21 protein-coding genes are annotated in these 19372 nt (G+C 73.1%); 6 read left to right on the forward strand and 15 right to left on the reverse strand.

Translation table 11 applies throughout. The features are described from left to right. Positions 1-37 precede the first annotated feature (37 nt). Positions 38-748, reverse strand: coding sequence for a GNAT family N-acetyltransferase (locus tag IOD16_RS39735; RefSeq protein WP_201438387.1), 711 nt, complete (start codon positions 746-748; stop codon positions 38-40). A gap of 35 nt (positions 749-783) precedes the next feature. Between IOD16_RS39735 and IOD16_RS39740 the strand changes: the two genes are divergently transcribed. Beyond that, positions 784-1191: a GNAT family N-acetyltransferase gene (locus tag IOD16_RS39740; protein ID WP_201438388.1), complete on the forward strand. Its 408-nt coding sequence runs from the start codon at positions 784-786 to the stop codon at positions 1189-1191. Here IOD16_RS39740 and IOD16_RS39745 read toward each other — a convergent pair. From IOD16_RS39745 to IOD16_RS39765, 5 genes are all read right to left on the reverse strand, one after another. Next, a complete protein-coding gene (locus tag IOD16_RS39745; protein ID WP_201438389.1) occupies positions 1188-1607 on the reverse strand; it encodes a hypothetical protein in 420 nt (139 codons plus the stop codon). The genes IOD16_RS39740 and IOD16_RS39745 overlap by 4 nt on opposite strands. Continuing rightward, positions 1604-4372, reverse strand: a complete 2769-nt coding sequence (locus tag IOD16_RS39750) for an FtsK/SpoIIIE domain-containing protein (protein WP_201438390.1) — start codon at positions 4370-4372, stop codon at positions 1604-1606. The genes IOD16_RS39745 and IOD16_RS39750 overlap by 4 nt, the downstream gene beginning before the upstream one ends. 1 nt (position 4373) lies before the next feature. Continuing rightward, positions 4374-4625, reverse strand: coding sequence for a hypothetical protein (locus IOD16_RS39755; RefSeq protein WP_123744293.1), 252 nt, complete (start codon positions 4623-4625; stop codon positions 4374-4376). A gap of 1 nt (position 4626) precedes the next feature. Beyond that, positions 4627-4887, reverse strand: a complete 261-nt coding sequence (locus IOD16_RS39760; protein WP_123744292.1) for a hypothetical protein — start codon at positions 4885-4887, stop codon at positions 4627-4629. Positions 4888-5025: 138 nt separating this feature from the next. Then, the gene (locus IOD16_RS39765) at positions 5026-5847 is read right to left on the reverse strand and encodes a hypothetical protein (protein ID WP_236594651.1); all 822 of its coding nucleotides are present in this window, start codon (positions 5845-5847) and stop codon (positions 5026-5028) included. Positions 5848-6065: 218 nt separating this feature from the next. Between IOD16_RS39765 and IOD16_RS39770 the strand changes: the two genes are divergently transcribed. Both IOD16_RS39770 and IOD16_RS39775 read left to right on the forward strand, forming a co-directional pair. Further along, entirely contained in the window at positions 6066-6455 is a 390-nt protein-coding gene (locus IOD16_RS39770) for a hypothetical protein (RefSeq protein WP_201438392.1), read from the forward strand. A 92-nt stretch (positions 6456-6547) separates the two neighbouring features. Beyond that, positions 6548-7294 carry an SDR family NAD(P)-dependent oxidoreductase gene (locus tag IOD16_RS39775; RefSeq protein WP_201438393.1) on the forward strand — a complete coding sequence of 249 codons (747 nt, stop codon included), beginning with the start codon at positions 6548-6550 and terminating at the stop codon, positions 7292-7294. 13 nt (positions 7295-7307) lie between these two features. On the opposite strand, the gene IOD16_RS39780 is transcribed toward IOD16_RS39775, so the two are convergent. From IOD16_RS39780 to IOD16_RS39795, 4 genes are all read right to left on the reverse strand, one after another. After that, positions 7308-8090, reverse strand: coding sequence for an alpha/beta fold hydrolase (locus IOD16_RS39780; RefSeq protein WP_123744289.1), 783 nt, complete (start codon positions 8088-8090; stop codon positions 7308-7310). Then, a complete protein-coding gene (locus IOD16_RS39785; RefSeq protein WP_201438394.1) occupies positions 8091-8699 on the reverse strand; it encodes a DUF4232 domain-containing protein in 609 nt (202 codons plus the stop codon). Between the two features lie 111 nt (positions 8700-8810). Next, positions 8811-9833 carry a gamma-glutamylcyclotransferase gene (locus IOD16_RS41360; RefSeq protein ID WP_328809398.1) on the reverse strand — a complete coding sequence of 341 codons (1023 nt, stop codon included), beginning with the start codon at positions 9831-9833 and terminating at the stop codon, positions 8811-8813. A gap of 223 nt (positions 9834-10056) precedes the next feature. Continuing rightward, on the reverse strand, positions 10057-10446 hold the full coding sequence (locus tag IOD16_RS39795; RefSeq protein WP_201438396.1) for a winged helix-turn-helix transcriptional regulator: 390 nt from the start codon (positions 10444-10446) through the stop codon (positions 10057-10059). 95 nt (positions 10447-10541) lie between these two features. On the opposite strand from IOD16_RS39795, the gene IOD16_RS39800 reads away from it, so the two are divergent. Then, a complete protein-coding gene (locus tag IOD16_RS39800) occupies positions 10542-11342 on the forward strand; it encodes an SDR family oxidoreductase (protein WP_201438397.1) in 801 nt (266 codons plus the stop codon). Here IOD16_RS39800 and IOD16_RS39805 read toward each other — a convergent pair. Then, a complete protein-coding gene (locus IOD16_RS39805) occupies positions 11339-12325 on the reverse strand; it encodes a LysR family transcriptional regulator (RefSeq protein WP_201438398.1) in 987 nt (328 codons plus the stop codon). The genes IOD16_RS39800 and IOD16_RS39805 overlap by 4 nt on opposite strands. Before the next feature lie 262 nt (positions 12326-12587). On the opposite strand from IOD16_RS39805, the gene IOD16_RS39810 reads away from it, so the two are divergent. After that, entirely contained in the window at positions 12588-13019 is a 432-nt protein-coding gene (locus IOD16_RS39810) for a nitroreductase family deazaflavin-dependent oxidoreductase (RefSeq protein WP_201438399.1), read from the forward strand. A gap of 54 nt (positions 13020-13073) precedes the next feature. Here the strand turns inward: IOD16_RS39810 and IOD16_RS39815 are convergent, their stop codons facing one another. Continuing rightward, positions 13074-13931, reverse strand: a complete 858-nt coding sequence (locus tag IOD16_RS39815) for a PhzF family phenazine biosynthesis protein (protein WP_201438400.1) — start codon at positions 13929-13931, stop codon at positions 13074-13076. A 76-nt stretch (positions 13932-14007) separates the two neighbouring features. On the opposite strand from IOD16_RS39815, the gene IOD16_RS39820 reads away from it, so the two are divergent. Further along, a complete protein-coding gene (locus tag IOD16_RS39820) occupies positions 14008-14823 on the forward strand; it encodes a LysR family transcriptional regulator (protein ID WP_201438401.1) in 816 nt (271 codons plus the stop codon). 33 nt (positions 14824-14856) lie between these two features. On the opposite strand, the gene IOD16_RS39825 is transcribed toward IOD16_RS39820, so the two are convergent. From IOD16_RS39825 to IOD16_RS39835, 3 genes are all read right to left on the reverse strand, one after another. Continuing rightward, entirely contained in the window at positions 14857-16257 is a 1401-nt protein-coding gene (locus IOD16_RS39825; protein ID WP_201441777.1) for a hypothetical protein, read from the reverse strand. Continuing rightward, the gene (locus IOD16_RS39830; protein ID WP_201438402.1) at positions 16257-18068 is read right to left on the reverse strand and encodes a dynamin family protein; all 1812 of its coding nucleotides are present in this window, start codon (positions 18066-18068) and stop codon (positions 16257-16259) included. Before IOD16_RS39830 ends, IOD16_RS39825 begins: the two co-directional genes overlap by 1 nt. A 129-nt stretch (positions 18069-18197) precedes the next feature. Next, complete coding sequence (locus IOD16_RS39835; RefSeq protein ID WP_201438403.1) at positions 18198-19127, reverse strand: IniB N-terminal domain-containing protein; 930 nt, start codon at positions 19125-19127, stop codon at positions 18198-18200. Positions 19128-19372 lie beyond the last annotated feature (245 nt).

Here is a 19372-nt window from a genome sequence, read left to right on the forward strand (position 1 = left end):
CGTGCAACAGCTCGGCGGCGCGGCGCTGTTCCGCCGTTCAGGTGTGAGCTGGGTCCCGCAGTGCGGTCACGCCCCGGTAGGTGAAACCGAGCCGCCGGTAGACCGCGATGGCCGCCGCGTTCGACCGGTCGACCATCAGCCCGCACGTGCCGTGCCCGGCGAGCAACGCGCTCGCGACGAACGAGCAGACCTTCGTGGACAACGACCTGCCGCGGTGGTCGGGGTGGGTGGCCACGCCCGCGATGAAACCGACGTCGGGCGAGGGCCAGGCGTCCGCGGCGACGGCGACCAGCGCGTCGTCCACGCGCAGGCCCGCCCAGCGGACCGGGCCCGGCTCGCGGGGCCGCACCCAGGAGTCGGGGTTGGCCTCGCGCAGCAGCGCCTCGACGTCGTCGTCCTCCCCTTCGGACAGCCAGCGGGCACCGGGGTCGGGGTCGAGGGCGCCGGAGCGCTCCATCCACCCGAACGTGCCGTGGACCGGCCAGTCGAGCTCGTCGGCGACGGCGGTCGCCACCACCGGTCTCACGTCGGGGCGCACGTGGGCGCGCAGCAGCGTCGAGACGTCGGCCGCGGGGCCGGTGAGCACCAGGCGGTCGAAGCGGAACAACGCGGGCGCGAGCACGGCCACCGCGCCGCCGTGCGCCCACGCCGCCCCGCCGCGGCCGGGGAGGAGGGCCTGCGCCGCCCAGCGGGCGAGGGGGTCGGGGGTGGCGGCGGAGACGTCGGCGGGGGAGGACAGCACGCGCATGACCGCATCATCACCCAAGAGCTACCCTCGCCCGCATGGACATCCGGCGGATCACGTCGTCGGCCGCGGTGATGGCGGCGGGACACCTGTTCGACGACGTGCCGCGCGAGGACGCGACCCGCGCGTTCCTGGCCGACGAGCGGCACCACCTGCTCATCGCCTACGTCGACGACGAGCCGGCCGGGTTCGTGTCCGGTGTGGAGACCATCCACCCCGACAAGGGGGTGGAGATGTTCCTCTACGAGCTGGGCGTGGACGAGGCGCACCAGCGGCGCGGGATCGCCTCCGCGCTGATCGACCGGCTGATCGCGGTGGCCAGGGAACGCGGCTGCACCGGCGTGTGGACCGGCACCGAGAAGGACAACGCCGCCGCCCTGGCCACCTACCGCCGCGCCGGCGCCGAGCTCGACTTCGACACCGTCGCGGTCTCCTGGGGTTTCTAGCGGAACAGGGCGCGCTTCTGCAGCGACTCCTCCAGCGCCCGGAACGCCAGGTCCAGGGCGGTGTCGTACTCGCGCTGGTCGCGCGGCGGCACCGACTCGTCCGGCCGCGGCACCGTGGTCATGGTGAACCACCGCTCGTCCCAGAGCAGCCCGACCACGGCCTCCCAGTGCTCCGCGACGACCTGCTTGACCAGCTTCTCCTGGTCGATGACCTCGGCCATCCGGTCCTGCGACTCGGCCAGCCGCTCCAGCAGCTGCCGCACCCGGGCCCGGTCGGCGGCGCGCAGCCGCTCCGCCGACTCGCCGGCCAGCGCGACGACCTCCCGGTACCGCTCGATCGCCGAGACCGCCTCGACCTCCGGCGCGCCGTGCCCGCCGGTGCGCTGCGCGGGAACGACTGAGGCGTGGCTGATCATGTTTCCTCCCCGGTGTCGAACGGGATGACGACCTGCGGCCGCGAGTGCTCGAACCGGTCGAAGAACAGGCCGCGCCGCGGTCGCGGTGACCACGCCATGACCTGCTCCGGTCCGAACGACAGCAGCTCCTTGCCCTGGATGTCGAACGCGATCCACGCGCCGATGTCGTCGTAGACGCCCGGCGACAGGCTGTTCTTCAGCCGTTGCGCGCCGCGCCACCAGCCGAGCACGTGGGTGCGGTTCTCCGGACCGTGCTTGAGCACGGTCCGCAGGCCGTCCACCCCGGACGCCCGGGTCGTCGGGTCCTTCGCCTCCAAGAGGGTGTGCGCCGCGTCCACCGCGTAAACCACCAGATAGTGCGGTGACAGCGGCGCGCCCGTCTCGCCGGTCATGCTCGCGGTGATCCGGGCCGCGGTGCTGTCCACCAGCTCCCGGACGCCGTCCAGGCCGACCGACTCCACGGTGTGGCCCGCGTCGCTCAACCGCTTGGCCAGCCGCTGCGCGTGCGGCCAGGCGTCCTCGGCCAGGCACGCGAGGGTGAACTGGGCCTCGCCCGGCTCGTGCTGGCGGGCCAGCGACAGCGCCGCGCCGCCCAGCACGCCCGCCGCGTCGTCGGCCAGTGAGCCGAGCACCGCGATGTTGCGGCCCGGCGTGCGGGCGAACCGCACCTTCGCCGCGCTGCCCGCCACGTCGATCACCTGGCCCAGCAGCACGGTGGGGCTGCCGCCGCGGACCGGCCGCAACGCCTGGAAGTCCGGCAGCGCCCGCAGCGCGGGCACCTTGCTGCCGTCGAACAGGATCGGCTCGGTCAGGTCCGCCGGGCGCAGCCGGTGCAGCTCGGCCTGCAGGGCGTCGAACGTGCCGCGGGCGGTGGCGTCGGGGATGCGCGCGACCTCGTTGCCCGGCCGCACGCCCGACTCGTGGTTGACCACGGCGTGCCAGCGCGGCAGCTCCACCGCGGCGTCGTTCTGCGGCTCGGCCAGCACCCGGCGCGCCTTGGGCAGCGCGATGCGCACGGTGAACTGCTCGAAGATCGCCGACTTGCCCCAGAACCCCTCGATGCCGGACACGTCCTGGCTGGACAGCACCAGGTGGATGCCCTGCGAGCGGCCCCGCCGGGCCACGTCCTCCAGCAGCTGGGTGGCCTGCGCGGTGACCTGGTCGCGTTCGCCGAACAGGTACTGGAACTCGTCGATCACCGCCACGATCCGCGGCCAGTGGCCGTGCGGGTCCTCCTCGCGCAGCTGCTCCAGCTTGGTGACCTCGTGCCGCTTGGCCGCGTCCGCGCGCCGGCGCATCTCGTCGGCCAGGAACGCCAGCAGCGCCACGCCGAACTCGCGGTCGGTGTTGACGTTCACCCCGACCAGGCGCGCGTGCGGCAGCCAGGTCGGGTCCTTGCGGCCCGGCGCGAACTGCGCGAACGACACGCCCTCCTTGAAGTCCAGCAGGTACAGCTCCAGCTCGTCCGGCGCGTACCGGGCGGCGAGGCTGCCGAGCATGGCGTAGAGGAAGTTCGTCTTGCCCGAGCCGCTCGGCCCGCCGATCAACGCGTGCGGCGACGTGTCGCCCAGGCCCACGTGCACCGGCTCGCCTTCGAGGAACCCGACCGGCGCGAGCACGCCCGCCGACGAGTCCTCCCGCCAGAAGCGCTCCGGCAGCAGGTCGGCGAACGTGCTGAGCCGGTTGCGGCGCTCCTCGCGCTGGTCCGCGATCGCCGCGCAGGCCCGGGGCACCTGCGCGCGGGGCAGCGGCGGGTCGAGCGCGACGGCCACGTGCTTGCCGGTCATCGTGCACGTGGCGGACTGGTCGGCGGCGATCGTGACGGTCTCGATCGGCGAGTTGACCGTGACCGGGATGTCGACGATGAACAGCTGGATCCCGGCCGCCAGGCCGTTGCGCGCGACCCGTTGCAGCTGCTGCTGGTGCTCCTCCCGCAGCGGCTGCCGGTTGCCGAACAGCACCGCCACCCGCCACGGCTCGGTGCGCCGCCCGCCCACCGCCCGCACCGACTGGTGGCCCTCGGTCAGCACACCGGTGTGCACGCGGCGGATGTGGTCGGACAGCTCGTCCAGCAGCTCGTGCAGCCGCGCCGGGTCGTGCACGGTCAGCAGGCCCGCCCTGGTCAACGGGTACAGGCCGGGCAGCGCACCGGTGAGCTGGCCGACGTCCCACACGTGGACGTGCACCAGGCCCGGCTGGAAGTGGCTCAGCACCCGCAGCAGCAGGCCCTCCACCAGCGCCTCGGCCGCGGCCCGGCTCTCGTGGGTGGAGGAGACGTGCAGGTGCGAGTGGTCCAGCAGCGGCACCGCCACCGGGAACCGCTGCGGCTCGGGCGCGCCGCGCACCACGCCGGTGCCGATGCGCCACAGCTCGGGCACGCCCTCGCCGCCGTCGGCCGCGCCCGGTGTGCCCAGCCACGCCTCGGGCGGCCAGGACGCCGGTCCCGCGCCCGCCGCGTCGACCAGCGCGGTCAGCTGGTCCGGGCCGCGCTCGGACCACTCGCGGAACGCCTCGACCCGGTCGATCAGCGCCCTCGCCAGCTGCTGCTCGAACAGCGGGTTGGCCAGCGCGTCGGCCAGCAGCGGGTCGGCCAGCGCCCGGTCGACGCCGTCACCGCGCAGGATCACCTCGAACATGTCGCGGGCGCGTTCGTCGGCGAGGAGGCGGTGCTCGCGCGAGGCGTTGCCCAGCGCGGCGGCGACCGCCTTGCGGAACTCCTCGAAGGAGCCCTCGATCCTCCTGCGGCGCTCGTCACGCCTGCTCACGTCACAGCTCCACGGCTAGGCGTTGGACCAGTTCCAGGCTGCCCACGATCAGCTCCAACTCGTCGGCGAACCGCTCGCCGGCGGCGACGAACCCGGCGGGCACCAGGGACTCGTGGTGGTCGGCGCTCGCGTCGAGCAGGATGTCGACCGCTTCGTCCAACGCGGTCTGGGCCTCCCGCACGCTGCGGTAGGCGTCCCTGAGGAACTCGCAGCTCTGCTCGAGAGCGAGCTTGATCTCGCCTACCGAGGTCACGTCACAACCTGGAGTTGATGCTCTCGGCCTGGGAGATCCCGGCGCCGAGGTGCTGCTGCAGGTCGGTGACGCCGCTGACCACCTCGGCGAAGCGCGCGTTCGCCTGCTCCACGTCGGCCTGGACGCTGCCCTGGGTGGCCGTGCTGAGCAGTGCCTGCGCGTCCTCGGCCAGGTCGGCGGCCTGTTGCAGGGCGTTCACGCTCTGCCCCGCCTTCTCGACGGCCTGTGCGATCGCGGCGCGGACCTCTTCGATGCTGGCCATGTCGGATCCCGACCCCTCCTGGCGAACTGCTTGAGTTCCTATAGTTGAAAGTAGTACCTAAAGTTTCACGATTCACAAGCAAGATCGGCTGACCGGGTGGCGTCCGAAATCCACTCGATCGGGTCAGCGACCGTGATCTCAGTCAGGCACCGTCCACACGAATGCCGAACCCGGTGTCGCTGTCAGTTCCAACGCGGCGATTCCCGCCCGCGGCACCGGTGCGGCCGACCAGCGGGTCGACCCGGACCCGTCGGACCACTCGACCTCGGACCACCCCGAACGGCCCAGTGACGCCACGGCGTCCTGTAGCGCGACCGTGGGCGAATTAACGCTCGAACCGAGGTCGATGTGCACGCTCAGTAGGTGCCCGTGGGGAGCCACTCGGGTGATCTTGCCACTGCGGGCGACCCGGCTCGCTACCGCCCGCGCCTGCCATTCGGCGCCCGCGGACCGGTCGGTGGCCACGTCGACGCGCAACGACAGCTGCGACCCCGCCGGCGGTTCGGCGGCGGTGGTCCGTTCGGGTGCGCTCGGCTCGTCCGAACGGGCCGCACCGGCCGTGGGCCGGTCCTGCTGGGGGTCGCCACCGGCCCACGCCTCCACCAGCAACCGCTCCGCGCCCGGCACCAGGCCGTCGAGCAGCGCCGGGTCGTCCAGCACCGTCCACGCCGTCGGCGGCTCGCAGGCCACCCTGGGCGTGGGGAACTCGTCGCCCAGCCGCCGGACGAACGTGCGCACCGCGCGGGCCAGCGCGCCGGCCACGTTCTGCGTCGCGCGCTCGTCGCTGACCCGGCTGATCGTCACCGACCAGCAGCCCGGTTCCTCGTCGGAGCAGTCGAAGGCCCGCACGACCCGCCCGCCGACCTGGCGCAGCAGTGCGGAGCAGGCGGCACGCGCCTGCTGCTCGTCGTCGGCCGCCACCACCGCGGTGATCAGCAGCTCAAGGTCTTCTTCAACCATCGCGGACAAATTGTCCATGACACACGTGGGGCGCGTGAGGGTGCCACTGATGTCACCCATAAGCAGGGACTTGCGCGCACCCCTCGTGATGTCCGCTGATCAGGCTGTTTTCGCAGATCTAACCTCCGTTCACACGATGCGGTCGGCGAGGACCGGCGAAGTGCCTTGCGAGGTAACGATGTGAGCGCATGGCCGTCTACTCCACAGGAGGTTCCACCATGCGCAGCATCATCCGACTGGTCGCCGCGAGCGCCCTTTCGCTCCCGATCGTCATCGGCGCCGCGGGCATCGCGTCCGCCGACGTCGAGTTCGACCAGAACAACGCGTCCGCGTCCGCGGACGGCGCCACCCTCCACGACCTGGCGTCCGGCGCCGACGGCGAAGGCAACTCGTACTTCTACGAGTCCTACGAGCTCGCCGGCCCCTACGGTGCGGGCAACTACACCCTGCTGACGTGGACCTACCAGGGCGGGGCGGGCTACTTCGACCAGTACGCGTGGTCCAGCCCCGACGGCGCGTGGGTGGGTTCGACATCGGCCACCGCCGACGACGGTCATTGGGTGACGGAGGATGCCGACGCCGACGTGTCGGACGACCTCGACGAGTGATCCCGTGACGGGGTGGGGCGGCGTCGCGTCCGCCGCCCCACCCGTTTCGGGTCGCTTGACCCGGAGCGCGCTCCGGGTTGTTGGATGTGCTCATGACGAATCGCTTGCAGGGCAAGGTCGCGCTGGTCACCGGGGCCTCCTCGGGCATCGGCGAGGCGACCGCCGTCGCGCTGGCCCGCGAGGGCGCCGCCGTGGTGATCGCCGCACGGCGGGTGGACCGGCTGAAGGCGTTGGAGGACCGGCTGGTCGACGGCGGGGCGCGGGTCCTGCCGATCGAGCTGGACGTCACCGACGAGGCCGCGTGCCGGGCGGCGGTGGCCCGGACCGCCGACGTGTTCGGCGGCTTGGACGTGCTGGTCAACAACGCGGGCGTGATGCTGCTCGGCCCGGTCGAGGGCGCGGACACCACGGACTGGACCCGGATGGTGTCGACGAACCTGCTCGGCGTCATGTTCCTCACCCACGCCGCCCTGCCGCACCTGCTGGCCGCCCGCGGGGCGGTGGTCCAGGTGTCGTCGACGGCCGGTCGGGTCGTCCGAGCCGGCACTGCCGTCTACAACGCCACCAAGTTCGGGCTCAACGCGTTCAGCGAGTCCCTCCGGCAGGAGGTGACCCAGCGCGGGGTGCGCGTGGTCGTGGTCGAACCCGGCGTCGTGGAGACGGAGCTGCGCGACCACATCACCGACCAGGCGGCCAAGGACGGCATCAACGAGGCTGCGCGCGCCATGCGCCAGCTCCAGCCGGACGACATCGCCGACGCCGTGCTGTACGCCGTGACCCAGCCCGAGCACGTGGCGGTCAACGAGATTCTGGTGCGCCCGACCGACCAGCCGTGGTGAGTCCCCGGTGCGGTCAGCCGAGCTCCAGCACCCGCCGCACGAACGCCACCACGTCCGCCAGCACCTCGTCCGAGTTGGTCTCGTTGAACACCTCGTGCCGCGCGCCGGGGTAGAGGCGCTCCTCGAACAGCAGGCCGCGCAACCGGTCGGTGCCGGTGCGCGTGTCCGCCGCCGGCACCAGCTCGTCGGCGTCGCCGTGCAGCCACAACGTCGGCAGGTGCTCCAGCGCGGGTCCGTAGTTCACCTCGTCCAGCGCGCGTTCCAGCGCCTGCAAGGACTCCCGCTTGTACGGCCCGTGCCACACCAGCGGATCGGCCGCGTACCGCTTGCCGACCTCCGGGTCGCGCGAGAGCAGGTCCGGGTCCAGCGGCGTGCCCTCGTCCTCGGACCCGAGCCGGTCCAGCCCCTCCCACGTGCCGAGCACCGGCGCGGACAGCACCAGCGCCGCCAACGGGTTCGACTGGGCGTACCGGGCCGCGACCAGCCCGCCCTCGCCGTGCCCGACGAGCACGGTGGGCAGGTCGGACGCGGCCGAGCTCACCGCGGCGGCCACGTCGGCCAGCACGCCGTCGTAGTCGTCGATCAACGCCCGCTCGCCCTCGGACCCGCCGTGCCCGACGAGGTCCGCCGCGACGACCAACGCCCCCGCCCCCACCAGCGCCTCGGCGACGTGCGCGTATCTGCCGCTGTGCTCGCCGTAGCCGTGCACGAGGACGGCGAGCCAGTCGGCGTCCAGGTTGGGCCAGGTGCGGACCGCGAGCTCGCCGGCGTGGCCGGGGACGTTGGACTCGATCACCTAGGCAGCGTAGAACGCGCTGATCTCGATCTTCCCCCCGGCGCACACCGGACCCAGTCCCCACTGCAGGCTCATCGGCTGGGTCTCGTCGGGCGGGATGGCCGCCGCCTTCGCCGCCTCGGCCTGGCACGGCCGGTCCACCGGCTCGTCACCGGTGGGCACCACGGTCCAGTGCAGGTTCGCCGCCGCCGCCGCGCCGGGCGCCAGGGTCACCGGCGCGGGACCGGGGTCGGGCTTGCGCTGGAGGTCGGTCGGCAGCGCGTTGCCCGCCGCGTCGAGCAGCTGCAACCCGCTGTACCCGTTGACCGTGCAGGGCGCGGCGCCGTTGTTGGTGACCACGAGCTTGCCGTACCGGTTGCCCGCGCCCGCCTCGGTCGACTCCACGGCGCCCGCGAGCACGGCCGCGGTGCACCGGCCGGACGCGGTCGCGGGGTCCTGTGCCGAGGTCGCCTGTGCCGAGGTCGCCGGCGCCGAGGACGGGGGAACCGGCGCCGCCGCCGCGGACGTCGTCGTGTCGACCACGATGGTCGACTGGTCGGCCGCCTGCCGGGGACTCCCGCAGGCCGCAAGCGCGAGCCCGAGGGCGCCGAGCGCCACGAGTCGCCTCATGTCCACCTCCTGGCTAGGGAACGGGTGCTTATCAGGAGGACGTACCCAACCGCCGGACGGTTGGGTGGATCGGCAAGGAATTCACTGGATCGGGCGCATCTTCGACGCCTCTCAACCCCCGACCGGTGTCGACGGGCCCGCGCCGGACCGGTCCCGCCCGGTCCACCCGCCGGCCAGGACCGGCATCCCGCCCACCGCGGCCGTCCACACGTACGTCCAGCAGACCTGCCCGTCGGGCAGCGTCACCCGCACCCGCCGGTACTCGTCGCCCTCGTACTCGTCCAGCACCGGCAGCGCGTCCTCGGGCCGTTCGAGCCGCAGCACGTGCCCCGGCACCCCGGGCCCGTCGCCGGGCCGCAACGCCGGGTAGCCCCGGCCGGTGTCGTGCAGCGTCCCCGGCAGCGACGCGGCCACCGGGTCGCCGTGCGTGAACGGCTCCACCAGGCGCCACGCCGCCATCCCCGGCTGGAGCGTCCCGTAGACGAACAGCCGGTCCGGCCAGTCCTCCGGCGCCGGGTCGCCGTGCACCTGCGTCACGTCCAGCCCGTCGCCGTCCGCCGGCCGGCCGCCGAGCCTGCGCGCGGTCCGCTGGTCCACGTCGGCGCACCGCACCGGCCGGCCGTTGACCAGCAGCGGCATCCGCCTCGTGCCCGCGCCGGTGTAGGCGAGCACCGAATCCACCACGCCGCCGTTGAACAACGTCACCCGGCCGGTGTGCACGCGGACCAGCCGGTACCGCAGCCCGCGGCCCTCGCAGCGGTCCAGCACGCGCAGCTGCTCCGCGGTGGCGAACCACACCGCGTGCTCCTCCTCGACGCCCGGCGCGGCGGCGAGGGTCGCCGGCCGCTGCCCGTCGGTCTTGCGCAGCCCCGCGGCCCACACGGCGGCGAGCCCGTCGCAACGGGCCCTCAGCACGACCGCCGGACCGGCCAGCCCCAGCTCTTCGCGCAGCCACGTCACCTTGGCCGGGTTGGCGTTGGAGCCGTACGCCAACACCGGCATCCGGCCCGCGAGCGGCGGTTCGCCGTGCGTCGCGAGCCAGTCGTCCAGGTCCTGCCCGTCGGGGGCGACCCGCCATCCGGAGTCGGCACCGGGATCGGGCGTGACCGGCCAGCCGGCGCCGTCGAGGTGCACGAAGCAGTGTCCCGGCCGAGCTCCCGGATAGGGCTCGGCCGGGTGACTATCGTCCGTGAAGGGCTGCGTCATGCCTCCCATTCTGGCAAACCACACCCGGAATTCACCGGTCGTTGGTTTTCGGCAGGCCTGAAAGATCGGAGCTTTCGCCGCACCGCCCAGAACGGTCGCGCCTGTGGTGGCGCGATGTCGGAGGAAAGGTCGGAGGTCTGAACGTGACCTGTCACACGTTCTCGGCCCGTCTCGCGTCGTACTCCTCTTGCGCCGCCATGAAGTTCGGCAGGTTCTCCTCGATCCAGCCGAACAGCCCGACGATCCGCCCGGCCGCGTGGGCGCCCAGCGGGGTGAGGGAGTAGTCCACCCGCGGCGGGATCACGGGGTGGACCTCGCGGTGCACCAACCCGTCGCGCTCCAACGCCTGCAACGTCTGGGCGAGCATCTTCTCGCTGATCCCGGTCACCGCCCGGCGCAGCTCGCCGAACCTCTTGGTGCCGCTCTCGCCGTCACCGCCCAGGAGCTTGCCGAGCACCAGGCTGCCCCACTGGCCCGTGGCGTGGTTCGCGATCACCCGGGTCGGGCAGTTGCGGTCGTACACGTCACCACGCGGCTCCATGGCAGTCACCCTACCTGCATGCTTTCTCACTCGTAAGTACCAAACTTTCGGGTAGGTACTTACCAATAGTTAGCGTGCTGCCTACGGTGTGCCGCATGACGACCTTGATCACCGGCGCGACCGGCCACCTCGGCTCCCTGATCCTCCGGCACACCCTCGCCCGCGTCCCGGCCGACCGGCTCGCGGTCTCCGTCCGCGACCCGGAGAAGGCCGAGGGCCTGGGCGTCGAGGTCCGGCCGGGCGACTTCGACGGCCCCCTCGCCGACACGTTCGCCGGCGTGGAGACGGTGCTGGTGGTGTCGGTCGACGGGCCGGACGAGATCCGGGTCCGCCGCCACCTCGACGCCGTGCGGGCCGCCGTCGACGCCGGGGTCCGGCACATCGTCTACACGTCCGTCACGGACGCGGACACCTCGCCGCTCGCGCTGGCCCGGGTGCACAAGGCGACCGAAGAGGCGATCCGCGCCACCGGCGTCGCGTTCACCTTCCTGCGCAACGGGATGTACCACGAGAACTACCTCCCGCACGGGCCCGGTCCGATCGTCAGCGCCACGGGTGACGGCCGCATCGCCAGCGCGTCCCGCGACGACCTGGCGCTGGCCGCCGCCGTCGTGCTCACCACCCCAGGCCACGAGAACGCGGTCTACGAGCTGACCGGCCCGCGGGCGTGGAGCTTCGACGAGCTGGCCGCGCTGGCCGGCACGACCCACCGGAAGGTGGGCGCGGCCGACCGGGTCGCCGGGCTGAAGGGCTTCGGCCTGCCGGACTTCGTCGCCGAGCTGCTGGCCGACATCGAGGTCAACATCGGTCGCGGCGCGCTCGCCGAGGTCCGCCCCGACCTGGAGGAGCTGATCGGCCGCGCGCCGCGCACCATCGAGGACGCGCTGCGGGCCTAACCGCCGGCCACCAGCGCCGCGTCGATCTCCCGGTGCGCCTCGGGGTGCTCGTCCCACCACTTCGCGTACCCCGGGTTGCGGGGCAGCACCGCGCGGTACGCCCGAGCTGCGGCGGCGAACACGTCGTGGGCCCGCCCGGCGGCGGGGCCGTCGCGGCGGGTGGCCAGCATCAGGTCCACCATCAGCGGCGCGCCGCGCAGCGGCCGGATCACGATCCCGTCCCCGCTGCGCGACTGCGGCAGCGCGAACGACACCGCGCCGTTGGCGACCAGGCTCCGGGCGGTGCTCGCCTCGTTCACGTGGTGGGTGAACCGGGGCGTGAACCCGGCCGCCGCGCACGCGGTGAAGATGCCCAGCCGGTTGCCGACCAGCTCGTCCGGCGGCGCGACCCAGTCCCGGTCGGCCAGCTGCCCGAGGTCGACCTCGTCCTGCGCGCCCAGCGGGTCGGTCTCCGGCAGCGCCACGAACTGCGGCTCGCTCACCAGCCGCCGCAGCTCCAGCCCGCGCAGCTCCCTGCGCTCCAGCCCCTCGAACCGGTCGAGCACGCCCAGCTGCACCTGGCCCGACACCAGCAGCTCGAGCAGGTCCGACGCGCCGCGGGTGATCTCGGTGCGGACCTCCGAACACGGGATCACCCGGCGCAGCTCCTCCACGAAGTGCCCGAAGAACAACGTGGGCACCCCGCCCACCAGCAGCGGGCCGGGCGTGCCCTCCCGGGTCCGGGCGCGGGCCAGCGAGACGAGCTGCTCGACCTCGTCGAGCACCAGCCGGGCCGTGCCGACGACCTGTCTGCCGAGGTCGGTGGGCGGGGAACCGCCGGGCGTCCGGTCGAACAGCCGGCCGCCGACGATCCGCTCGACGGTCCGCAGCTGGGCGCTCATCGCGGGTTGCGTGAGCCCCAGGCGTGAGGCGGCCTTCGTGAGGCTGCCTTCTTCCGCTATCGCGCACACCGCGCGCAGGTGGCGTAGCTCAAGCTCGGGCATAACGCTCTTCTATCCCCCTTTCGTATGAGCCGCCAGCCCTCCGCCCGGTCATAGTTGGCGAGGTTGCCCTGCGACGGAGGAGATTCGGATGCTGCACGCGAGCCAGATCTACTGAGCGGGCTTCGGCCGTCACGCCCCACGCCACGGGAGCGGTGACGCGCCGGGGGTGTGAGGCGGCGTCCCCCACCCCGTTCGGGGCCGCCGGTCGCGACTGCGGAGTGAGCGACCGGCGGCCCCGTCGCCTTGTGGGTAGCGTCGAGGCATGTCAGTCCTGGACAGCCCAGTCGGCTGGGTGAACGAGCACATCCGCAAGTACGTCGAGTCCGGCGGCGCGGAAGGTCACGAGTGGCAGCCCGGCGTCTTCACGCTCCTGCTGACCACGGTCGGCCGGAAGTCCGGCCGGCCCCGCCGGACCGCGTTGATCTACCAGCCCTACGGCGACGCCTACGTGGTCGTCGCGTCGTACGGCGGCGCGCCGGAGCACCCCGCCTGGTACCGCAACCTCGACGCGCGCAACGAGGCCGAGGTGCAGGTGAAGGCGGACGTCTTCCGGGCCACGGCCCGCACCGCGACCGGTGAGGAGCGCGCGAAGCTCTGGAAGCTGATGACCGAGGTGTGGCCCGCCTACGACGACTACGCCGAGAAGACCGACCGCGAGATCCCGATCGTCGTCCTGGAGCGCGTCCAGGGTTGACCGGGATGCGGTGGACCGGGTTCGGGGTCGGACCGGGTTGGGGGTCGGCCGGGGTTAGGCGTCCGCCGGGATGCGCACCGCCGCCCCGGTCACGGTGACCCGCGGGTCGTCGGGGGAGATCGCGATCTCCAGCAGGCTGGGCCGGCCTATGTCCACGCCCTGGTGGATGGTGACCGACCTGGGCCGCCCGACCTGCCCGATCGCCCGCAGGTAACCGCCGAACGCCGCCGCCGCGGACCCGGTCGCCGGGTCCTCGACCACCCCGCCCACCGGGAACGGGTCGCGCGCGTCGAACACGTCCTCGTCGCGCTGGTGCACCAGTTGCGCGGTCAACGCGTCGTTGGCCCGCAACAGGTCGCCCAGCGCGTCGAAGTCGTACTCCAGCGCGGCCAGCCGCTCCCGCGTGCGCACCCCGAGCACGAGGTGCCTCGACCCGCCGGACGCCCAGTGCGCCGGGTACCGGGGGTCGAGGTCCTCGGCCGACCACCCCAGCGCGCGCAACGCCTCCGCCACGTCGGCCGCCGGCGCCGGCGCGGACGTCGTCGGCACGCTGGTCAGGCTCGCCCTGCCCGGCGTGGCGGCGATCTCCACCAGCCCGGCGGGCGTGTGGAACCGCACCGTGCCCGTGCGCCCGAGCGCGACCGCCGACGCCACGGTCGCGTGGCCGCAGAACGGCACCTCCACCACCGGGCTGAAGTACCGGACGTCGAACTCCGCCGCGTCACCGCGCGGGAACAGGAACGCGGTCTCGGAGTAGCCGAGGTCGGCGGCGATCTCCAGCATCGACGCCTCGGCCAAGCCGGTAGCGTCGAGCACGACACCGGCCGGGTTGCCGCCGGCGGGGTCGGTGGTGAAAGCGCTGTAGCGGAGCACGGCCGGGGTCTGCGCTGCGGGTCGCCGCGGGTTCGTCATGCGGACAGCGTCTCCCGCGAGCCGTCATCGAGTCCAACGATTCCCTGCGATGTGTCCGATCGGTATTGTCGATGTGGTGGACACCCGCCTCCTGCGCACCCTCCTGGTGCTCGCGCGCACGGGCAGCTTCACCGCCACCGCGGCGGAGCTGCACCTCGTGCAATCCACGGTGACGAGCCAGGTCAAAGCCCTGGAACGGCACCTCGGCGCGCGCCTGTTCGACCGGCTGCCCAGCGGCGCCCGGTTGACCGAGGCGGGCCGGCAGGCCGTCGAGCACGCCCGCGAGGTGCTCACCTCCGAGCAACGCCTGCGCGACGCCGTGCGCGGCAGCACGGCGGTGGAGGGCGACGTGCGGATAGCCGCGCCCGAGTCGGTCTGCGCCTACCGGCTGCCGCAGCGCGTCGCGGACGTGGCGATGCGCTGGCCGGGCATCTCCGTGCACCTCTCCCCGGCGGGCACCCGGCAAGCGCTGACCGGGGTCCGCAACGGCACCCTGGACCTGGCGCTGGTGCTGGAGGACTCGCTGGTCGCGCCGGGCCTGAAGGTGACCGCCGTGGGTGTGGAGCCGATCGAGCTGGTGTCCGCGCCCGGCGTGGTGCTGGACGAGCGGTACTTCCTGCTGGAGGAGGGCTGCTCCTACAGCGACCGGTTCGTGCGCGACCTGCCCGCGACGCCGAGCATCACCCGGTTCGGCAGCATCGAGGCCGTGCGGTCCTGCGTGGTGGCCGGGCTGGGCTGGACCGTGCTGCCCCGCGTCGCGGTCGCCGAGCAGCTGGACGCGGGCACGCTCCAGCGCGTCCGCGAGCTGCCCGACAGCACGCTGTTCCTGGTCACGGACCCGCGCCGCACCCCGTCCGCCGCCGTCCGCGCGGTCGCCGCCGCCCTCGGCTGACAGCGCCGCGCCGCCGGCAGCGCCGCCGAGCCGTCACACGACCGACTGCGCCAGCATCCCCTCGCAGCTGCGCACGACCACCGCCGCCGCCCGCCGCTGCGCGTGGTCCAGCGCCGGGTCCACCGCCAGCTCCCGCCACCGCCCCAACGTGTCCAGCACCGCGAGCCGCAGCTCGCCCTCCGTCGGCTCGTACTCCATCCCCAGCCGCACCAGCGGGTTCGTCCCCAGCCCGCCCACCAGCCGGGACGCCTCCGCCTCCAGGTCGCCGGGCAGCCGGGTGCGCCCACCCTGCAACGCGGCCAGCAGCCGCAGCTCCCGGAAGTCGTGCGCCGAGGCCAGGATCCGCTCCACCGACGCGGCCAGGCCGACCGAACCGGGCCGCGGCTCGGCGCGCAGCACCACGTCCAGGCCCAGCAGCGCGGACCGTGCCTTGAGCACTTCCCGCCGCTCGGTGAAGTAGACGCCGACCGAGTCGCGCAGCTCGCCGAGCCCGCTGCGCTGCACCAGCTGCCCGGTCAGCTTCACCTGCGTGTCGAAGCCCTGCCGGATCAGCGTCGTCGTCAGCCGCACGCCGAAGATGCCGAACCGGTCCACCAGGCCCCGCCGCACCGCCGGGTCCAGCCGCACCGGGAAGTCCTCGCCGACGAACCGGTCCGCGGACAGCAGGTGGCCGTCCAGCTCCGCGCGCGCCAACGACGCCAGCGCGGCCAGCGCGGTGAACTCCTCCGCCCGCAGGGTGCGCGCGGCCACCGCGAGCAGGCCCGCCACCGCGACCACGTTCTGGCACAACGGGGTCACCGTCGCCTCGCGCCGGTACCGGCGGGCGATCTGCTTGGCCGACGACAGCGCGTCGATCCGGCCGCCGCCGATCTCGTCGGCCCGCGACAGCACCAGCACCGTGTTCACCGGCGCGACCCGCGCGACGGGGTGGTCGTGCGCCGTGCGCAGGAACTGCGCGTCCGCGGTGTGCATGTGCCTGGTCAGGTACAGCACCGCGTCGGCCTCGCCGTAGACGTGCTCGACCGGCGCGCCCGCCGGCGTGTCGATCAGGGTGAGGTCCCGCAGCGACCGCGACGGCCACTCCACGGTCACCCGCTCGGCGTCCGGCGCGTCCACGAACGCCTTGCCGTCGCGGCGCAGCACCGGCACCTCGTACTGGCCGACGTGCGCCCTGGGCTGCGGCCCGTCCTGGTACCACGTGGTGGCGCCGGTCGGCGCGAACTCCTCGCCGATCAACGCGCTGACCACGGTCGACTTGCCCGAACGCGGCGCGCCCGCCACGGCCACGCGCACCGGCTCGCCGAACCGGGCCTGGTGCCCGCGCAGCCACGCGACCGCGCGCGGGCTGTCCCGGTAGACCACCAGGGCGTCCTCGATCAGCGCCCAGACCTCGTCCTCCAGCGCCAGGCCGGCGCCCGGTTCGCCCGCGGGCATCACGCGCTGATCCCCAGCGGCGGCGCCTGACCTCCCGCGAGCGCCTGGACCCGTTGGTAGAGCTGGACGAGGTCGTCCAGCTCCCGCTTGGCGTCCCGGTTCCGGCGCTCCCGCTCGGTGTTGTCGTCCTGCACCGCGCGGCGGGCGCTGCGGGCCGATTCGAGCAGCGTCTCCTGAAGCTCCTCGGCCAGCGTGGCGAAGTGGTTGCGCAGGCTGCGCTGGATGTGCCGGGCCGCGTCGCGGCAGTCCTTGCTGAACTTGATGAAGAAGTCGTCCACGTGCCGGGCCGCGGCGGCCTTGGCGGCGGCCTGCCTGCGGCGCAGCCGCTGGTCGCCCTCGTCCATGATCGACTTGCCGCCGAACAGCGCGCCCGCGCCCAGCGAGATCGCGTTGATCAGCGGCATGCCGGCGAGGCTGGTCGCCAGGCCGAACATCAGCACGCCGCCGTAGCTGCCCTTCAGGCCGGTGAACGCCTTCTGCAGCACGCCGAACTTCTCGATCACCGGCTTGTCCATCGGCGAGACCCGGTCCAGCACGTCGTCCGGGAAGATCGACTCGGGCAGCAGGTCGTCGCGGACGACCGGGAAGCTCTTGGCGACCTTCTCGGCCACCCACTCCGAGCGGTCGAGCAGCCAGGCGAAGTTCGTGGTGGCGGCCTCGGTGAGGTTGTCCTCCAGCCAGGCCTCGAACCTGTCCCAGCCGAGCGCGGGGTCGGCGGTCTCGAAGGTCTTGTCCACCTCGCGGATGATCCTGCGGGTGCGGTCGCGCAGGTCGTACTCGATGTCGGAGACGAGGTCGGCCATCTCGTCGGCCAGCACGGTCTGCCAGCGGGCGGACCGGCGGCGCAGCTCGTCGATGCGGCGCTGCGCCTCGTTGAGCGCGGCGATCGTCTTCTCCGGGCCCTGCGCGACGCGGGCGGACAGCTCCTCGCGCACCGGCGCCACCAGCTGCTTGATCGCCGACGCGGCGGTGACCGCGACCGTGCGGCGGGCCAGCAGGTCGGCGGCGGCCACGATGTCCTGCTGCACGCAGGTCAGCAGCTCGGGGAAGCCCGACTCGGCGTTGAGCGCCTTGTCGCCGGTCTTGGCCGCGCGCAGGCGCAGCGCGGCGGAGACCGGGACCAGCTTCGCGGTCACGCCCGCGCGGGCCAGGTGCGCCCGGTTGCGCTCGACCACGCGCCGCCACTGAGCCGCGATGTCGATCTTCGTGAGGACCACGATCACGTTCGGGCACGACGTCATGACCTGCTTGAGCAGCTCCAGCTCCGAGCCGGTCAGCTCGGCCGTCGCGTCGGACACCATGAGCACGGCGTCGGCCTGGAGCAGCGCGGCGAACGTGCTCGCGGTGTGCGCGGGCCGCAGGTCGCCCACCCCCGGCGTGTCGATCAGCACCAGGCCGGAGTCCAGCAGGGCGCGCGGGATGCCGACCTCGGCGCGCACGACGTCGCCGCCGTGGCTCCGGTTGGCGCTCATCTGGCTGGCGAGCTGGTCGAGGGGGACGGGGATGCGCTCGGTGGGGGTGTTCGCGATGGACGCGCCGCGCACCAGCGCCGCCGACGGGGTCTCCGCGTGCTGCACGAAGGTGGGCACGGTGGTCGTGACGTCGTCACCCACCGCGCACACCGGGGCGTTCACCATCGCGTTCACGAGCTGGCTCTTGCCCTGCTTCGGCTCGCCGATCACGAGCACGCGGAGCTTGGGGTCCAGCTGGCGGGCGCGCTTGTCGCGCAACCGTTCGGCCAGGTCGGGCCGGTTGTGCGCAGCGCAAGCCCGGATCGTGTCGTCGAGCACGTCGAGCCAAGGCGCGGACATCACTCCGCAGAGTGTGCCGGTAAAACCCGTCCGGGTGAAAGTCCGGACACGCTTCGGGCACGTTCCGGGCACGAAGAGAGGGCCGGTCCCGCAACTGCGCGGGACCGGCCCCCCGGTGGTGGATCAGCCTCAGAAGAGCAGGTTGTCCAGGTCGAGCGAGTCGACCACCGGCAGGTCGAGGCCGTCGACCGTGCCGGTGACGTTGCTCACGACACCGCCGAGGCCGGCGGTGTCCGCCACGCCCGTGACCGCACCGGTGACGTCGGACAGGGGAGCGGCGCCGTGGGTGTCGAAGTCGGCGGCGCCGGACACGCCGCCCAGGGTGTCGCCCAGGCCGGCGACGTCGCCGAGTCCGGCCACGTTGCCGAGGTCGCCGACGGGCAGCGAGCTGGTGAGGCCACCGGTCACGTTGCCGATCACGCCGTTGAGCGTGTCGACGGCGCCGAACGCGGTGCTGGTCAGGCCCTCCGCGCCGGGCAGCGAGCCGGTGACCCCACCGGCGGTGGCGACGGCACCCTCCAGCGTGCCGGTCGCCGTGCCGGTCAGGTCCGAGACCTGACCGGTGGCGGTGTGCAGCGTGCCGTCCAGGGTGTCGGTCACGTCACCCACCGCGGAGAAGTCACCCTCGATCTTCAGCTCCGCCGAAGCGGCCCCGTCCAGCAGGTCCCAGCTCGACACGCCGCCGAAGACCGACAGGCCGTCGGCGTCCGCGCTGAGCGTGCCCGCCACGGCGGCCTTGACGTCGCCGGCGCCGGTGGCACCCGACACCGCGAGCTGGTCCGTGACGGCCTTGAGCTGGAAGATCGCGCCGGCCTGGCCTGCGTCGACCAGGTCGAGCGGCAGGTCCTCGAGCAGCGAGCCGTCGAGGGCGGGCAGGCCCCCGGTCGGCACGTAGTCGAGCACCAGCGGGATGACTTCCTGCACGTCCAGGGCACTGATGTCGCTCAGGCCGGCCCTCGCCAGGGTGCCCTCGGCGTCGGCCTGGAAGTCGGCCAGCGCGGTCGGGTCGCTGAGCAGGTCGAGAACGAAGTCGTGCAGCGTGTTGGGGCTGGAGCCCATGATGGATGTCTCCTGGTCGAGTAGGACGCGGGTAGCCGGCCCGGCAGGGGTGGGGCCCGGCGTGGTGATCACGGTACGAGCGGGGGGATCACCGGCCATCGGGGATTACTCCCAGTAGATGCCGCAACCACTATGGGGTGGTTCTCGTTCACTCCCTAGGGGATTAGGGGATCGCCTTGTGACCATCTCGTAACCCGTGTAGGTACTGCCGGTAGTTCGTTCAGGTGAGTGAAGGAGGCTCCGAG

Source organism: Saccharothrix sp. 6-C (assembly GCF_016695385.1).
GTDB lineage: Bacteria > Actinomycetota > Actinomycetes > Mycobacteriales > Pseudonocardiaceae > Actinosynnema > Actinosynnema texasense.

What these genes read in the sequence shown, in the direction of transcription:
- IOD16_RS39735 (WP_201438387.1), bottom strand. Translation starts at nt 748, where the DNA reads ATGCGCGTGCTGTCCTCCCCCGCCGACGTCTCCGCCGCCACCCCCGAC.
- IOD16_RS39740 (WP_201438388.1), top strand. Translation starts at nt 784, where the DNA reads ATGGACATCCGGCGGATCACGTCGTCGGCCGCGGTGATGGCGGCGGGA.
- IOD16_RS39745 (WP_201438389.1), bottom strand. Translation starts at nt 1,607, where the DNA reads ATGATCAGCCACGCCTCAGTCGTTCCCGCGCAGCGCACCGGCGGGCAC.
- IOD16_RS39760 (WP_123744292.1), bottom strand. Translation starts at nt 4,887, where the DNA reads ATGGCCAGCATCGAAGAGGTCCGCGCCGCGATCGCACAGGCCGTCGAG.
- IOD16_RS39765 (WP_236594651.1), bottom strand. Translation starts at nt 5,847, where the DNA reads ATGGTTGAAGAAGACCTTGAGCTGCTGATCACCGCGGTGGTGGCGGCC.
- IOD16_RS39770 (WP_201438392.1), top strand. Translation starts at nt 6,066, where the DNA reads ATGCGCAGCATCATCCGACTGGTCGCCGCGAGCGCCCTTTCGCTCCCG.
- IOD16_RS39775 (WP_201438393.1), top strand. Translation starts at nt 6,548, where the DNA reads ATGACGAATCGCTTGCAGGGCAAGGTCGCGCTGGTCACCGGGGCCTCC.
- IOD16_RS39785 (WP_201438394.1), bottom strand. Translation starts at nt 8,699, where the DNA reads ATGAGGCGACTCGTGGCGCTCGGCGCCCTCGGGCTCGCGCTTGCGGCC.
- IOD16_RS39795 (WP_201438396.1), bottom strand. Translation starts at nt 10,446, where the DNA reads ATGGAGCCGCGTGGTGACGTGTACGACCGCAACTGCCCGACCCGGGTG.
- IOD16_RS39800 (WP_201438397.1), top strand. Translation starts at nt 10,542, where the DNA reads ATGACGACCTTGATCACCGGCGCGACCGGCCACCTCGGCTCCCTGATC.
- IOD16_RS39805 (WP_201438398.1), bottom strand. Translation starts at nt 12,325, where the DNA reads ATGCCCGAGCTTGAGCTACGCCACCTGCGCGCGGTGTGCGCGATAGCG.
- IOD16_RS39810 (WP_201438399.1), top strand. Translation starts at nt 12,588, where the DNA reads ATGTCAGTCCTGGACAGCCCAGTCGGCTGGGTGAACGAGCACATCCGC.
- IOD16_RS39815 (WP_201438400.1), bottom strand. Translation starts at nt 13,931, where the DNA reads ATGACGAACCCGCGGCGACCCGCAGCGCAGACCCCGGCCGTGCTCCGC.
- IOD16_RS39825 (WP_201441777.1), bottom strand. Translation starts at nt 16,257, where the DNA reads ATGCCCGCGGGCGAACCGGGCGCCGGCCTGGCGCTGGAGGACGAGGTC.
- IOD16_RS39830 (WP_201438402.1), bottom strand. Translation starts at nt 18,068, where the DNA reads ATGTCCGCGCCTTGGCTCGACGTGCTCGACGACACGATCCGGGCTTGC.
- IOD16_RS39835 (WP_201438403.1), bottom strand. Translation starts at nt 19,127, where the DNA reads ATGGGCTCCAGCCCCAACACGCTGCACGACTTCGTTCTCGACCTGCTC.